The 14,863-nt window shown below is 39.7% G+C and carries 14 protein-coding genes; 9 read left to right on the top strand and 5 right to left on the bottom strand.

Going from position 1 to position 14,863, the window contains the following annotated elements; translation table 11 throughout:
- Window positions 1-35: 35 nt before the first annotated feature.
- The 5 genes from SULBA_RS06910 to SULBA_RS06890 all read right to left on the bottom strand — a co-directional run bounded on the left by SULBA_RS06910 (window position 36) and on the right by SULBA_RS06890 (window position 6,247).
- Complete coding sequence (locus SULBA_RS06910) at window positions 36-2,666, bottom strand: valine--tRNA ligase (protein WP_014769562.1); 2,631 nt, start codon at window positions 2,664-2,666, stop codon at window positions 36-38.
- Between the two features lie 98 nt (window positions 2,667-2,764).
- The gene (locus tag SULBA_RS06905; protein WP_014769561.1) at window positions 2,765-3,544 is read right to left on the bottom strand and encodes a GGDEF domain-containing protein; all 780 of its coding nucleotides are present in this window, start codon (window positions 3,542-3,544) and stop codon (window positions 2,765-2,767) included.
- Window positions 3,545-3,616: 72 nt separating this feature from the next.
- The gene (cysK, locus tag SULBA_RS06900) at window positions 3,617-4,546 is read right to left on the bottom strand and encodes a cysteine synthase A (RefSeq protein WP_014769560.1); all 930 of its coding nucleotides are present in this window, start codon (window positions 4,544-4,546) and stop codon (window positions 3,617-3,619) included.
- A gap of 15 nt (window positions 4,547-4,561) precedes the next feature.
- Entirely contained in the window at window positions 4,562-4,975 is a 414-nt protein-coding gene (locus tag SULBA_RS06895) for an RrF2 family transcriptional regulator (protein WP_014769559.1), read from the bottom strand.
- Between the two features lie 9 nt (window positions 4,976-4,984).
- Window positions 4,985-6,247, bottom strand: coding sequence for an O-acetylhomoserine aminocarboxypropyltransferase/cysteine synthase family protein (locus SULBA_RS06890; RefSeq protein ID WP_014769558.1), 1,263 nt, complete (start codon window positions 6,245-6,247; stop codon window positions 4,985-4,987).
- Between the two features lie 416 nt (window positions 6,248-6,663).
- Between SULBA_RS06890 and SULBA_RS06885 the strand changes: the two genes are divergently transcribed.
- Genes SULBA_RS06885 through SULBA_RS06845 form a run of 9 tightly spaced genes read left to right on the top strand, consistent with a single transcriptional unit; the run spans window position 6,664 to window position 14,812 of the window.
- Window positions 6,664-6,942: a DUF2018 family protein gene (locus SULBA_RS06885; protein ID WP_014769557.1), complete on the top strand. Its 279-nt coding sequence runs from the start codon at window positions 6,664-6,666 to the stop codon at window positions 6,940-6,942.
- On the top strand, window positions 6,935-7,399 hold the full coding sequence (locus SULBA_RS06880) for a hypothetical protein (protein WP_014769556.1): 465 nt from the start codon (window positions 6,935-6,937) through the stop codon (window positions 7,397-7,399). The genes SULBA_RS06885 and SULBA_RS06880 overlap by 8 nt, the downstream gene beginning before the upstream one ends.
- An 8-nt stretch (window positions 7,400-7,407) precedes the next feature.
- Window positions 7,408-8,304, top strand: coding sequence for a polyprenyl synthetase family protein (locus tag SULBA_RS06875; protein ID WP_014769555.1), 897 nt, complete (start codon window positions 7,408-7,410; stop codon window positions 8,302-8,304).
- The gene (gene hemA / locus SULBA_RS06870) at window positions 8,304-9,605 is read left to right on the top strand and encodes a glutamyl-tRNA reductase (protein ID WP_014769554.1); all 1,302 of its coding nucleotides are present in this window, start codon (window positions 8,304-8,306) and stop codon (window positions 9,603-9,605) included. Before SULBA_RS06875 ends, hemA begins: the two co-directional genes overlap by 1 nt.
- Window positions 9,605-11,308, top strand: coding sequence for a proline--tRNA ligase (locus SULBA_RS06865; protein ID WP_014769553.1), 1,704 nt, complete (start codon window positions 9,605-9,607; stop codon window positions 11,306-11,308). The genes hemA and SULBA_RS06865 overlap by 1 nt, the downstream gene beginning before the upstream one ends.
- On the top strand, window positions 11,305-11,730 hold the full coding sequence (locus SULBA_RS06860) for an FxsA family protein (RefSeq protein WP_014769552.1): 426 nt from the start codon (window positions 11,305-11,307) through the stop codon (window positions 11,728-11,730). Before SULBA_RS06865 ends, SULBA_RS06860 begins: the two co-directional genes overlap by 4 nt.
- Window positions 11,696-12,040 carry a hypothetical protein gene (locus SULBA_RS06855; RefSeq protein ID WP_014769551.1) on the top strand — a complete coding sequence of 115 codons (345 nt, stop codon included), beginning with the start codon at window positions 11,696-11,698 and terminating at the stop codon, window positions 12,038-12,040. Before SULBA_RS06860 ends, SULBA_RS06855 begins: the two co-directional genes overlap by 35 nt.
- A gap of 9 nt (window positions 12,041-12,049) precedes the next feature.
- The gene (gene hemC, locus SULBA_RS06850) at window positions 12,050-12,994 is read left to right on the top strand and encodes a hydroxymethylbilane synthase (protein ID WP_014769550.1); all 945 of its coding nucleotides are present in this window, start codon (window positions 12,050-12,052) and stop codon (window positions 12,992-12,994) included.
- Between the two features lie 9 nt (window positions 12,995-13,003).
- Window positions 13,004-14,812, top strand: coding sequence for a menaquinone biosynthesis decarboxylase (locus SULBA_RS06845; RefSeq protein ID WP_014769549.1), 1,809 nt, complete (start codon window positions 13,004-13,006; stop codon window positions 14,810-14,812).
- Window positions 14,813-14,863 lie beyond the last annotated feature (51 nt).

Here is a 14,863-nt window from a genome sequence, read left to right as displayed (position 1 = left end):
GTTTTTAGGGTTACTTTTGTTTTTAAATCAAAGCGTTAAAGACTCAATGAGTTTAACTCACTCTCAATTTTTTCCATTTTAGCTCTGGCATCATCCAGACCTTTTTGATTTTCAGCAATGACCTCTTTGGGTGCATTGGCAACAAAACGCTCGTTTGAGAGCATACCGCTTAGTTTTTGGATCTCTTTTTCTAGTTTTATTTTTTGATGATTCAAGCGCTCAATAATGGGGCTTAAATCCACACCGCTTAGGGGAATAAATACCTCAACATTGTCACCGACATCACTGGCAGCATTTGCAATTTTCACCTCTGTTAAGTCGATATTTTCAACTTTTGCTAATAAACAAATGTATTTCATACCATCTTTAAGCGTTGAAGCATCTGCCACTTTAATGTAAGCGTGTTCAATTTTTTTGTTACCAAGATCAATGTTAGCTTTGGCACGACGAATACCCACAATGGCTTCAATGACCAATTCAAAGGTTTGCTCAATAGCCTCGTCACGTTTTAAATCGTGTGGATAGCGTTTGACCATAATAGACTCTGCTGCTTCTAGTGTAGTATCTGAAAGCTCTTGATATAAAAACTCTGAGATAAAGGGCATAAAGGGATGCAAGAGTTTCATTGCCTCTTTGAAGATAGATCCTAACTCTAAAATCGCAGGTTTATCGGCCTTACTAAGCTCAATACCCCAGTCGCAAAACTCACCCCATAAGAAGCGGTAAAGTGTGGTTGCTGCATCGTTAAAACGGTAATCGCTAAAGTGTCCACGTACCTCTTCTTGTGCTACTGCCAAACGGCTTTTCATGTACGCACCCAGAGCTGTTTTGATTTCGATGTTGTCAAGGTCTTCAAACGAATTTGCATTCATCAACAAGAAGCGTGAAGCGTTGTAGAGTTTATTGGTAAAATTACGGATTTGCTCCAGTTTTTCGCCGCTAAGCTTAATGTCACGACCTTGAACCGCTAAGATAGCAAGGGTAAAGCGTAAGGTATCGGCACTGTATTCGCTGATGGTATCGAGTGGATCGATAACATTGCCTTTACTTTTACTCATCTTTTGACCGTGTTCATCTTTAACCAGAGCATGGAGGTAAATGTCTTTAAATGGAAGCTGTCCTAGGGTGTATTCACCTGAGAACATCATACGTGCAACCCAGAAGAAGAGAATGTCAAAACCAGTGATGAGGAGGGTGTTTGGATAGAACTCTTTTAAGTCACTCTCATTCCATTTTTCACCTTTGTAAGCATCGCCATTTTCCCAACCCAGCGTTGAAAAAGGCCACAGACCTGAGCTAAACCATGTGTCCAGAACATCGGGGTCTTGATGGATGCTGGAAGCTTTACATGTAGGGCATTCATGCTCACTCTCCGCTTCACTCGCCCACTCATGTCCACACGCATCGCAATAAAATACAGGAATTTGATGTCCCCACCAAAGTTGGCGTGAAATACACCAATCACGAAGCTCTTTCATCCATGCATTGTATGAATTGAGCCAGTGGCTTGGGTAAAACTCTGCTAAGTGTTCATTGACTTTAGCAATAGCGCCCTCAGCGATCTCTTTTTTAACAAACCACTGTTTAGAGATGTAAGGTTCAACCACATTTTTACAACGGTAGCAGTGTCCTACTTGATTTTCATAATCTTCAATTTTATCGATAAAACCAAGCGATTCTAGTTTTGAAACAACGTCATTTCTTACTTCAAGGCGCTCACGACCTTGAAATTCGCCACACTGCTCATTCAAGATACCGCTTGGGTCAAAAATAGTGATAAATTCTAAATTGTGGCGTTTGCCCACCTCGTAGTCGTTGATGTCGTGCGCTGGGGTCACTTTAACACAGCCTGTTCCAAAGCTCATATCAACATGCTCATCGGCAATAATCTCAATCTCACGATCAATGAGTGGCAGAACGACTTTTTTGCCCAAAAGGTGTTTATAACGCTCATCTTCAGGGTGCACCATAACAGCCGTGTCACCAAAGTAGGTCTCGGGGCGTGTGGTGGCGACGACTAAAAACTCTTTGGAGTCTTTTAGGAAATATTTGAGATGGTAGAGTTTGCCTTTGTTGGCTTCAAATTCCACTTCGATGTCACTGAGCGCACCATCATGGGTACACCAATTGACCATGTAGTTACCACGAACGATTAAGCCTTCATTGTAGTATTTGACAAAGGCTTTTTTAACCGAGTTTTTAAGCCCATCATCCATTGTAAAGCGCTCTCTACTCCATGCTGGACTTACACCAAGTTTTCGCATTTGATGCACGATTTGTCCGCCACTGTATGCTTTCCATTCCCAGACTTTTTCTAAGAACTTCTCACGACCTAGCTCTTCTTTTGTAATCCCCCCAGCTAAGAGTTGCTTTTCAACCACATTTTGTGTCGCAATCCCCGCATGATCGGTTCCAGGTTGCCAAAGGGTTTTAAACCCATCCATACGTTTAAAACGGGTGATAATATCTTGAAGGGTAAAGGTGAGGGCGTGCCCGATATGCAGGCTTCCTGTGACGTTTGGAGGGGGCATCATGATACAGAAGTTTTTACCACTTTCTTGAATGGCTTTATTGCCATCAATCTCAAAATAGCCTCTGTCTTCCCAAATTTTGTAGTAACTCTCTTCAATCTCTTTAGGATTGTAAACGGTACTTTTTTCGCTCATGAGTCTGTGCGCCTTATGTAAATTTTTGAGCGATTATACAAAAATGGGGGTAAAAGCTTGATTAATGCGTGCTTGAAAGTGTTTTACATGTAAAGAGTTTAGGCTAAAAAGGTTGCGGTATTTTTTCCTGCTTCTTTGGAGATGTAAAGGGCTTGGTCGGCACGTTGAAGCATGCTGGTAAAGTCATCGTCTGCCTTATAATAGGTGTAACCAATACTAAGATTGATGTATACATCATGCGGTAGGTTATTTCGTATCAGGGGAATAGATTTATTGTTAAAGGCATTTAAAATACGATTGACACTTTGCGCAGCAGCATCTTTATCACTGGTGAGCATGGCTATGACAAATTCATCCCCACCAAAACGTCCAATAATATCAGCTGTACGTAAGGTGTTTTTGAGCGTTGTTGCGGTGGTTTTAATAGCTAAATCACCCACAAGATGCCCAAAATTATCATTAATGGATTTGAAATCATCTAAATCAATAATGACTAAAAAAAGATGCTCATGTGTTCGTTTGACTTTTTGTAGTTCTTGTTTAAAGAGAGTTACAAACATTAGGCGGTTGTAGAGCCCTGTAAGCCCATCAAAATGAGAAAGTGTTTCAATTTGAAGGTAGGATTTTTTCAGAAATAAGGAGAGTAGTGTAATGACCCCTGCAAAGACAAAAGAAAAACAAATGGCGTAGATAAGTATGGCTTCCATTAAATTTTGATGGCGTGTAAAGGTTTCCATAAATGCAAGGTGAGCGTGTTCTTGATTATAATCTTTGTATAAAACAATCAGAGGAAGTGTGCTAATAAAAAGGTTAAGAATAAGCGCAATAAAGCCTAAGAGAAGCGGTTTTTTAATCAGAAAACTGGGTACCCTTTTCATGCATGTTTGCCTTGGAAATTGATACCCAATAGTAGCATAGATTTTTTTACATGTAAAGACAAGGAGTCGTTTTTACGACTCCTTATATTCATACAATCCCGCACTTAAATAACGCTCACCCGTGTCGCATAAAATAGTAACAATCGTTTTGCCTTTATTTTCAGCTCTTGTTGCAATTTCAGAGGCAACATAGACGTTCGCACCTGCTGAAATTCCTACCAAAATACCTTCTTGTTTAGCAAGATTACGTGAGGTTTCTACAGCATTTTCGTAGCTGACTTTAACCACTTCATTGTAAATATGTGTATCCAAAACGGCAGGAACAAAACCTGCACCAATACCTTGAATTTTATGCGGTCCTGGGTTTCCACCTGAAAGTACAGGAGAGCTCTCAGGCTCTACGGCAATAATTTGAATGTTAGGATTAAGCTCTTTCAGGCGTTTACCTGTTCCTGTAATGGTTCCTCCTGTACCTACTGCTGCAACAAAAATATCAATTTTGCCCTCTGTATCTTTCCAAATTTCCTCTGCGGTTGTGGCGTAATGAATCGCTGGATTGGATTCATTGGCAAATTGTTGTGGCACAAAGGAGTTTGGTGTCTCTTTAGAGAGTTCTGTCGCTTTTTCAACCGCACCTCTCATACCCAGTGTTGGCTCTGTTAATACCAGTTCCGCCCCAAGCGCTGCTAAAAGCTTACGACGTTCCAAACTCATGGAACTGGGCATAGTGAGAATAAGCTTTAAGCCTAAGCTTGCACACACGGTGGCAAGTCCAATACCTGTATTTCCACTGGTTGGCTCAATAATAATAGAATGTTTATCAATCAAGCCTTTCTCCAACGCTGTTTTAATCATATTAAACCCAATGCGATCTTTGACCGAATGAGAGGGGTTTAAAAACTCACATTTTCCCAAAATCAACGCATTGGATGCTAAAGAAGCATGGTTGAGTTTGACAAGAGGGGTATTTCCGATAAGTTCTGTAACATTGTGTGCATACATAAGAATCTCCTTAGATTAGATACTGTAGTTTAGTTGTTGGCTCAGACGCTCTGAGTACGTGTTAAATTCGGACAAAGGCACATTGAAAATTTCTTGCAATTTGGTATTACACTCTTCATAAAAAAGGCGTAAGACAGGGTCTTTTATCTCACTATCAAGGATGAGCAAATTTCCCTCCAATGCGATAAGAATATCTTTAATCAAAATATCTTCTGCTGATTTAGCGAGTAAATAGCCACCATACGCCCCTCGAACACTGTTCACCAGACCTGCTTGACGCAATAAAATCAAGAGTTGTTCAAGGTAGTTTTGAGGAATCTCCGCACGTGAGGAAATCTCCTTAATTTGTAAAGGTTTATCGCTTTTCGATAAAAAAAGCTGGTACATGGCACTTAAGCCATACATTCCTTTGGTTGAAAGCAGTGACATGGTTTCTCCTTATCCTAACGCAATTTTTAAATCATGAATTAAATCATCCGCATTTTCAAGCCCAATGCTAAGGCGAATCAGTCCTGCTTTTACACCAGCTTTTTCTAACTCTTCAACGGAAAGCTGTTGATGTGTAGTGCTCGCAGGATGCGTAATGATGGATTTTGAGTCCCCAATGTTGACGACTACTGAGAAAATTTTAGTGCTGTTTAGAATATGTTTTGCAAATTCCAAATCCTCTACTTCAAAGCTTAAAAGTCCTGATGTTTGAGCATCAGTAAAATACTGTTTTGCTCTTACATGTAAAGGATCACTTTCTAATCCTGGGTACGAGACTTTCTTCACTTTTGGATGCGATTTTAGAAAGGATGCTACTTTATAGGCATTGCGTGAATGCTCTTTGACACGTAAGGAAAGCGTTTCAAGTCCTTGAATCAGTAACCAAGAGTTAAACGGTGCAATGGTTGCTCCGATGTCACGAATGAGTGAAAGGCGAATCCTGAGTGAAAAGATAGGAAATGGCAAATCCGCATACACCAATCCATGGTAACTCTCATCAGGTTCATTAAAGTGTGGGTAGCGTGGATTGCCAATGAGCTTGGCATTAAGTCCTTTGGCTTCCACAATCAAACCACCGATTGCACTGCCTTGCCCTGAAATGTACTTACTCGCACTGTGAACACTCACATCAATGCCATGATTGAGCGGTTGGAACAAAATAGGCGTTGCTACGGTGTTGTCCGCAACGGTTATAATGTTGTATTTTTGAGCGATTGCGACGATTTTTTCGATATTTGGAATAGCAATTTGTGGATTGGAAAGCGTTTCAAAGAAAATCGCTTTGGTTTTATCATCAATCAAGGCCTCCAAATCATCAGCATTATCACTCTCAAAGACTTTTGCGGTGATGCCAAAACGTTTAATTGTATGGGTTAAAAGTGTGGTGGCACCCCCGTAAATTTTCTTCGCAACGAGGATGTTATCGCCAGCTTCTGCTAAGTTTGCAATCGCAAAAAAGATCGCCGCTTGCCCACTTGCGGTTGCAATCGCCGCTTCTCCATTTTCAAGTGCTGCAATGCGTGCTTCTAGGACATCAGTGGTGGGGTTATTCAAACGAGTATAAATAGGTCCCAACTCTTTGAGGGCAAAACGATTGGCAGCTGTTTCTGCAGAACCAAAATCATACGCAGTGGTTTGGTAAATAGGTACAGACATTGTTCCAAACTGCTGTTTATCATAACCGTAATGCAGTGCGAGTGTTTCTTGATTCATTGTTTATCCTTTTTTGGTTTTCATGCTGGAAGTATAAACTATTTTTTTTTTAATGTCAAGTAACTTTATCAAAAAAGTAGTAATTAAAAAAGTATGGATTGATTTTTATAAGAGAAGAGGGGAGTGTGATGGTGTAATAGTGTTTACATGTAACGTTGCATGTCATGTCAATGCAAGGAGAAATATTACGCTTTATCAAAAACAGAATCAATCAACTAACAATCATTTTTATACAGATTATTATGCATAAAATTATATGTAAATAGCCATTTTATAGTGATTTTAATTGTTCGAAAATAGGCTGTTTAATAAGTCTAACTAACACGGTGTTAGTTAGACTTATCGTATAAAAGAAGATAACAGAAGCCTTTTTTCAGAAGATAAAAGCTATAATTTTCTCATCCAAAGGAGCCAAAATGGTATACGAAGATGACGATGATTTTTTAATGGGAACACCGCAAAGTAAATTTTTTGATATTCTTTTTCACGCAAACAGAGAACTTGTTAAAAATAAACTGCTACAATGCATCGACAGGTATAACGCTATGGAGCTTTTATTGGAAAAAACTCTGGGCGAAGCGGTATTAGAAGAGCAGATTCAAGGCACACTTTTGGGCAATCCCGATGCTATTTTAGAGCGCAATAATAATCTCTTTATTGCATTGATGGGAGATATTTTAAGCCAAAATGAGTAAATTTTTTTTGTCTATTTGCGGTGTTTTGTTAGGCGCATTTTCGCTTATGGCAGCACCACTAGAGTACGAATACCAGCATCAATTTATACTAAAAAAAGACGAAATAGGTTCGGTATTTATTAATCGTAAAGAGGTTACAAAAAAACCCACCGCAGAAAACCCCAATAATGAATATCTTTTGGTGTTACGATGGACACTCTTTACCAATAACATGTTGACTCTTTTAGTAAACTATAGAGGATACCCGACTCAATATGTTTTAGAAAAAAAGTATCCTTTACAGAGTATTGTGATTCCTTTATTGCCCGATGGTGAGAATAAAATGCTAGCGCAAACCTACGCTAAAATTGTTTTTGCTGACTTTGATCAAAGGAATCGTGAGGCAATTTTAGATATATTTATAGAAGATAATCAGCAACGCATTGAAGTTGAATTTAAATCAAAAAAGAAACCGTAGGATTTTAAGTGTTAGAAAAAGTTGAAAACTTAATGGTAGAAATGGTCTCCTCTTTGGGAGATAAACGGAGTGTTGAACTCTTACACAGGGTTCCAAAAGGGAAGCGTTTACGTGCAAAGTTAATCTTGAAAATCGCAGGGGTAAGTGAGGTTTCTTTGAAACTTGCTGCTATTGTAGAGTTGATTCATGCTGCAAGTTTACTGCACGATGATGTGATTGATGATGCCTTGAGCAGACGTGGGGAAAAGTCTATTAATGCACTCTTTGGCAATAAGACTGCCATTATGTTAGGCGATATTCTCTATTCTAAAGGCTTTAGCGAACTGACCACGATGCCACATGAAGTTGCGTATACACTTTCCAATGCGGTTGCCCTTTTGTCAGTGGGAGAACTTTTGGATGTTGAACTCTCACACGCTTTTAATGCCAATGAAGCGCTTTATTTTGACATGATTTATAAAAAAACAGCCTCTTTAATTGAAGCATCTGCAAAAGCTGCTGCTCTTCTTTGCGGCAAAAAAGGTGATATTTATGCGCTTTATGGTAAAAATTTAGGCTTAGCGTTTCAAATTATTGATGATATTTTAGATATAACCCAAAGCAGTGAAGTGCTTGGAAAACCTTCATTAAATGATTTTAAAGAAGGCAAAACGACCTTGCCATATCTTTACATGTACCGTCGTTTGAATGCTGAAGATCAAACCTATTTATGCTCATTATTTCAAACAGAACTCAATGAAACACAAAGCCTTTGGATTAAAACAAAAATGCACGAAACCAATGCTTTAAATGATTCAATTGCGTATGCAAAAGCATTAGGATTTGAAGCCTTAGATGCAATAAAAGATGAAGAAGATTTGGGATTATGTTCCATTATGAAAGAGATGATTGAGAGGAATTTTTAATGCACTACCTTACCATTAGTTTTACGCATAAGAATACCGATATTTCCATTCGTGAGAAATTAGCCTTTAATACGGAAGAGAAGAGTCGACATTTTATGGCAGCCTTAATTGCCTGTGAGCCTGTTAACGAAGTCATTTTACTTTCTACATGTAATCGGGTTGAAGTGATTGCCAGTGTGGTAGATTGTCAAGTCTCTTTGCATACTATTTTTGATCTTTTAAGCGATATTTCAACGCTTTCACGTGAAGAGTTAGAGGGCAGGGCTGACATTTATGAAGATAATGGAGCGATTCATCATCTCTTTAGTGTGTGTTCTTCTTTGGACAGTCTGGTTGTGGGTGAAACACAAATTGCGGGGCAGCTCAAAGATGCGTTTAAATTTGCCTTTGAAAATGGCTACTGTGCGCAAAAACTAGGTCGTGCCATGCACCATGCATTTCGCTGTGCCGCAGAAGTGCGTAGTCGTACAGACATCTCCAAAAGTCCTGTTTCCGTCTCGAGTGTGGCTGTAAGTAAAGCGAAAGATTTACTAGGCAACATAGGTGGTTTAACAGCGCTTGTCATTGGTGCGGGGGAGATGAGCCAGTTAGCCGCAAAGCATCTCATTGCAAGTGGTGTCAATATTATTATTATTAACCGCAACCTTGAACACGCACAAGCCTTAGCCTCTGAATTAGGCGAACTTGCCACAGTCGCTCCTTATGCTAAGCTTACTGAATATATTAACCGCTACCGTTTGGTCTTTTCTGCCACAGGTGCCCCGCACAGTGTGATTACCGATGATATGGTTGAAGAGCGAGAGTTCTCACGCTATTGGTTTGATATAGCAGTCCCTCGTGATATTGAAGTGCATGAACATAAAGATTTGCATGTGTATGCTGTGGATGACCTTGAAGAAATTGTGATTAAAAATATGTCCTTAAGAGAAGAGCAAGCGACAATTGCGTATCGCATTGTAGGCCGCTCCACGATGGACTTTTTTAAATGGCTTCAGAGTATGTGTGTGGACCCTATTATTAAAGAGATACGTGATCATGCAAAAGAGTGTGCTATCCAAGAGCTTGAAAAAGCCATCAAAAAAGGGTATATCCCTGAGTCCTTGTATGAGCATGTCTCAAAAGTCATGCACCATGCCTTTAACTCCTTTTTGCACTCTCCAACCAAAAATCTTAAAGATGTCGCTGAAAAGCCAGAAGCCGATACGGTGGTTCAAGCCGTTCAATATATTTTTAATATCAACGAAGATCAGACCAAACGCATGAATTTATATAAATGTGAATACCAAATGGGAGTGAAGTAATGAAGTTTTCGAAATTATATGCGCCAACAACCAAAGATGCACCAAAGGATGCGACACTTCCAAGTCATCAATTTTTAGTACGTGCTGGATTTATTTCACAAGTAGGCAGTGGGCTTTACAATTTTCTACCTATGGGTAAAATCGTTCTGGATAAAATTAGAACCATTGTGAAAGAAGAGATGGATGCCACAGGCGCTCAAGAAATTCAAATGGGAGTGGTAAGCCCTGCTGAACTTTGGAAACAAAGCGGACGTTATGATGTCTTTGGCAAAGAGTTGTGTCGTATTAAAGATAGAAAAGAGAATGAGTTTGTGCTCGGACCAACACACGAAGAGGTAGTGGTAGATGTGGTGCGCAATCGCATTAACAGCTACAAACAGCTCCCTTTGCACTTGTACCAAATTACCACAAAATTTAGAGATGAGGCACGTCCTCGTTTTGGGCTTTTACGAGGTCGAGAATTCATTATGAAAGATGGCTACAGCTTTCATGAGGATGAAGCGAGCATGAAAGCCGAATTTGAGGTGATGGAGCAAACCTACACAAACATCTTCAACCGTTTAGGACTTGATTTTAGAGCGGTTGAAGCCGATAGCGGTGCTATTGGTGGAAGTGGCAGTAAAGAGTTTATGGTCTTAGCGCAAAACGGTGAAGATGACATTGTGGTGTGTGAGCAGTGTTCCTATGCTGCGAACATTGAAGCGGCCAAACGTGCGCCTAAAATAACCACGCTTGAAGCGCCTGAAGCCAATCTTTCAAAGTTTAAAACACCCGATATGAAAACGATTGAAGATGTGTGTAACTTCTTTAAAGTCGATGCATTTTACAGCATTAAAGCCGTGGTTAAAAAAGCGATATACATTGACAAAGAAGAAGTTGTGGTTTTCTTTGTAAGAGGCAACGATGAATTGCAAGAGACCAAAGCGCAAAATGCGTGTGCTGCGCTTGATTTAGTGGATGCCAGTCTTGAAGAGGTCGAACGTGCAGGACTCAAAGCAGGCTTTATTGGACCTGTAGGGTTAGAATGTGTAAAATTTTACATAGATTTAGAACTCAAAGAAGCCAAAAGTCTTATTTGTGGTGCAAATGAAACCGATTACCACATGGTGGGTGTGGGTATGTTTAACTTCAAAGAGGAGCGATACGCCGACCTTGTTGCCGTAAAAGAGGGCGATATATGTGCATGTTGTGGTGGAAGACTTGGCATTACTAAAGGAATTGAAGTAGGGCATATTTTCCAACTCGGTCAAAAATACGCCAAAGCGATGGGCGCAACCTTTTTAGATAAAAATGGCAAAGCACAACCTTTTTACATGGGATGTTATGGTGTGGGTGTGAGTCGTTTGGTTGCGGTGATGATTGAAGCAAGCCATGATGAAAAAGGGTGTATTTGGAACAAGCAAACCGCTCCTTATCTACTCGATATTATTGTCTCTAATAGCAAAGATGAGGCACAAAGTGCGTATGCTGAAGAGATTTATAGTGCTTTGAAACAAGAGCGTTTAAGTGTGCTTTTAGATGATAGAAATGAGCGTTTTGGCTTTAAAATGAAAGATTATGAACTCATAGGCTTGCCGTATGCGCTTATCGTTGGTAAAGAGCTAGAAGAGGGCTTTGTGGAGATTGTTGAGCGCAAAAGTTTGGAAAAAACCGTGGTTAAAAAAGAAGAAGCCCTTGCTAGGTTACAGGAACTTTTAGCGTGAAATATTTTCTAATCTATCTTTTTTTAGAAGTGATGGTAAGTGTAAACATCGCTTCTGTCATTGGGGCATTTTCAAGTTTTATTGAGATTATTTTCTCTGCTATCATTGGCTTTGTTTTGTTAGCCAATATGCGTATGACCTTAATGCAAAATATGAATGCTTTGATGCAAGGAGAGATTAGTTTAGAGTCGTTTGAACGTCTGAACCTCTGGGCACTGTTTGGAGCATTTTTACTCATTTTACCTGGTTTTTTAAGTGACATTGTGGGACTCTTGTTACAATTTAGTGCCTTTGCAACACTGATGGCTTCAAAGTTTTTACATGTAAACAAGCAAACGCCTCATTTTGAGCATAAGCGTAAACACTTGAAAGAGGAGGAGATTATTGATGTTGAAGTTATTGATGATCCTCATGCTAAGTAGTCTCGTACTTTTAGGTGCGGATGAAAGTGAAACATTGGATGATAAAGTGATTGCGTTTGTGCAAAAAAGCGTTATCGCCAACGAAAATTACACGTTTGATAAAGTGAGTATTCTTGAAAAAAAAGATGTACCTGAACTAAAGCCATGGAAAGCATATGTGGTACGTGTGGATGTCACATTGCTTAAGCCTGAAAGTAAAAAAATCAGTATGAATGACATTGTTTTTACGGATGGTGTGGTCTTGAGCAGGGATTTACTTGATCTTAAGAGTGCACAAAGTCTTAAAACGACACTGTTTATATCACATTAAAGAGAAAAAATGAAAAAATTGATTATTGCAACGCGTGGAAGTAAACTTGCCCTTTGGCAGTCAGAATTTGTCAAAGCAGAACTTGAAAAAGCCCATCCTGGTTTAGAAGTAGAGCTTTCTGTCATGATGACAAAAGGCGATAAGATTTTAGATACGCCATTGGCTAAAATTGGGGGAAAAGGACTGTTTACCAAAGAGCTTGAAGAGGCGATGCTTCGAGGTGAAGCGCACATTGCCGTACACAGTCTTAAAGATGTGCCTATGGAGTTTCCCAAAGGTTTAAAGCTAGGTGTGATAACCAAACGTGAAGATGTAAGAGATGCCATGCTTTCTGAAAAATATGGGTGTTTGGAAGAGTTACCACAAGGTGCAGTTGTTGGTACAACCAGTCTAAGACGCCGTATGCAATTGCTCTCTCTTCGCCCTGATTTAGTCATTAAAAATCTTCGTGGCAATGTCAATACACGTATTCGAAAGCTCAAAGAGGGTGAATTTGATGCCATTATTTTAGCAACAGCAGGGATTAATCGTTTGGGGTTAGCTTCAGAGGTTCGTTATTTTAGTCCTATCTCCAAAGAGCATATTATCCCTGCGTCTGGGCAAGCCGCATTGGGGATTGAAATTGTGGATGATGCTGAAGTAGAGGATTTGGTTTCTGTCTTAAATGATGCCGATGCTATCGTTGAGACTATGGTTGAGCGTGACTTTGTAACCCTTTTAGAGGGTGGGTGTCAAGTGCCCATCGGTGTAAATGCTCAAGTCTTTGGTGATTTTTTACATGTAAAGGCAATTATTGGACTTCCTGATGGCTCTGAAATGATAAGTGAAGCGATGAGTGGCACACGTGCGGATTTTGTAACACTGGGTAAAGCCTTAGCGCAAAAGGTGATTGATAAAGGGGCTAAAGAGTTGCTTGAACGTGCTGAGAAAATAGCCCTCAGTGAAATTTTTTAAAGGGCAAAAATGCAACGAATCATAGAGCTTTTACGTGAAAACAATCTTTTACGCATCATTGATGAAGCGTTGGATATTGACCTTGAAATTCCTCATTTAGCTTATATTGAGGTAAAAAAAGAGGACTCAAAAGCACTTTTATTTACGAAACCTGTGAGTAAACGACTGAGTAAAAGCTTTGATATGCCTGTATTGATGAATGTGTTTGGCTCTACGAAAGCTACCGAGCTTATTTTTGGTAAAAATCCCAATGATGTCGCAAAACAGATAGAAGCGTTAATGCATATGAAACCACCGACATCGTTTATGGATAAAGTAGGGATGTTAGGAACGCTGTTTAATTTGAAAAATGCGTTGCCTAAGCGACTAAAAGGCAAGGGGATATGCCAAACAAAAGTGTATAATGCCCCCAATTTGTATGATTTTCCTATTCTCACCACATGGAGCGAAGATGGCGGGCCTTTTATTACTATGGGGCAGGTTTATACGCAGAGCTTAGATGGAACGAAGCAAAACTTGGGGATGTACCGCCTGCAAGTGTACGATAAAAACCGCTTAGGGATGCACTGGCAGATTCATAAAGACAGTGCGCACTTTTTCCATGAGTATAAAAAAGCAGGGCAAAAAATGCCTGTGAGTATTGGAATTGGTGGTGATCCGCTTTATATTTGGTGTGGGCAAGCGCCGATGCCAATAGGCATGTTTGAGCTTTTACTCTATGGGTTTATTAAAGACAAAAGTGCAAGGTTGGTCAAGTCACTGACCAATCCGATTTATGTACCTGAAGATGTGGATATTGTCATTGAAGGGTGGGTTGACCCTGAAAAAATGGAAATTGAAGGACCTTTTGGTGATCATACAGGCTATTACACCCTTAAAGAGCCATACCCTGTGATGGATGTGAGCTGCATTACATGTAAAGAAAAACCAGTCTACCAAGCCACGGTTGTGGGCAAACCTCCGCTAGAAGATAAATACATGGGATGGGCGACAGAGCGTATTTTCTTACCGCTTTTAAAAACCACAGCACCTGATTTGATTGACTATAATATGCCTGAAAATGGCGTGTTTCATAATCTCATTTTAGCCAAGATGAATGTGCTCTATCCAGGACATGCCAAGCAGTTTATGCATGCGTTTTGGGGAGTGGGGCAGATGAGTTTTGTCAAACATGCGTTTTTTGTGGGTGAAGATGCGCCTGATTTGGACGAATATGATGCTGTAGTGGACTATATGCTCAATCGCATCAGCGCAAAATCACTTCTTATCAGTGAAGGAGTATGTGACGCACTGGATCATGCTTCACCCAATGCGCTTTTTGGTGGAAAATTAGGAGTGGATTGTACGAGTGGGGTGATAGATGCTCCTTCTAAAATACTTTTAAGTGACGAAGCACTGTTAAGTCGTGTAAGCACTTTAGTCCCTGAAATCAAAGCACTTAAACAGTATAAAACGCAAACGAAGACGCCGATTACTGTTTTGGCAATGGAAAAGAGTAGAGTAGGAAAAGAGGTCTATGAAGCCTTGAAACCTTTAAAAGAGCATCTAAAACTTTTGGTCATTGTGGATGCTTCGAGCAATGATATAGAAAATGCCTACATGCTAATTTGGCGTGTGGTCAATAATATTGATGCATTGCGTGATATTTTCATTGAAGATGAATTTATCGGCATTGATGCGACCCATAAAACACCTCTTGATGGTTACACCAGAGAGTGGCCAAAAGATACGGATTGTGACCAAGAGGTTATAAAATCCCTTATCAAGCGTGGTCTGATTAAAAATAACCCAGATTTTTTAAAACATTTCCATATTTAGCTTGCTTCTTATGTATATCATTCTTTTTATAAACAAAAGAATGATATACAT

The organism is Sulfurospirillum barnesii SES-3, assembly GCF_000265295.1.
GTDB lineage: Bacteria > Campylobacterota > Campylobacteria > Campylobacterales > Sulfurospirillaceae > Sulfurospirillum > Sulfurospirillum barnesii.
The sequence above is the reverse complement of the archived record's forward strand: the minus strand, read 5'-3'. Positions and strand labels throughout refer to the sequence as shown.

Bases quoted from the DNA above. Each gene is read 5' to 3' on its own strand.
- SULBA_RS06910 (WP_014769562.1), bottom strand. From the start codon at position 2,666: ATGAGCGAAAAAAGTACCGTTTACAATCCTAAAGAGATTGAAGAGAGT.
- SULBA_RS06905 (WP_014769561.1), bottom strand. From the start codon at position 3,544: ATGAAAAGGGTACCCAGTTTTCTGATTAAAAAACCGCTTCTCTTAGGC.
- cysK (WP_014769560.1), bottom strand. From the start codon at position 4,546: ATGTATGCACACAATGTTACAGAACTTATCGGAAATACCCCTCTTGTC.
- SULBA_RS06895 (WP_014769559.1), bottom strand. From the start codon at position 4,975: ATGTCACTGCTTTCAACCAAAGGAATGTATGGCTTAAGTGCCATGTAC.
- SULBA_RS06890 (WP_014769558.1), bottom strand. From the start codon at position 6,247: ATGAATCAAGAAACACTCGCACTGCATTACGGTTATGATAAACAGCAG.
- SULBA_RS06885 (WP_014769557.1), top strand. From the start codon at position 6,664: ATGGTATACGAAGATGACGATGATTTTTTAATGGGAACACCGCAAAGT.
- SULBA_RS06880 (WP_014769556.1), top strand. From the start codon at position 6,935: ATGAGTAAATTTTTTTTGTCTATTTGCGGTGTTTTGTTAGGCGCATTT.
- hemA (WP_014769554.1), top strand. From the start codon at position 8,304: ATGCACTACCTTACCATTAGTTTTACGCATAAGAATACCGATATTTCC.
- SULBA_RS06865 (WP_014769553.1), top strand. From the start codon at position 9,605: ATGAAGTTTTCGAAATTATATGCGCCAACAACCAAAGATGCACCAAAG.
- SULBA_RS06855 (WP_014769551.1), top strand. From the start codon at position 11,696: ATGTTGAAGTTATTGATGATCCTCATGCTAAGTAGTCTCGTACTTTTA.
- hemC (WP_014769550.1), top strand. From the start codon at position 12,050: ATGAAAAAATTGATTATTGCAACGCGTGGAAGTAAACTTGCCCTTTGG.
- SULBA_RS06845 (WP_014769549.1), top strand. From the start codon at position 13,004: ATGCAACGAATCATAGAGCTTTTACGTGAAAACAATCTTTTACGCATC.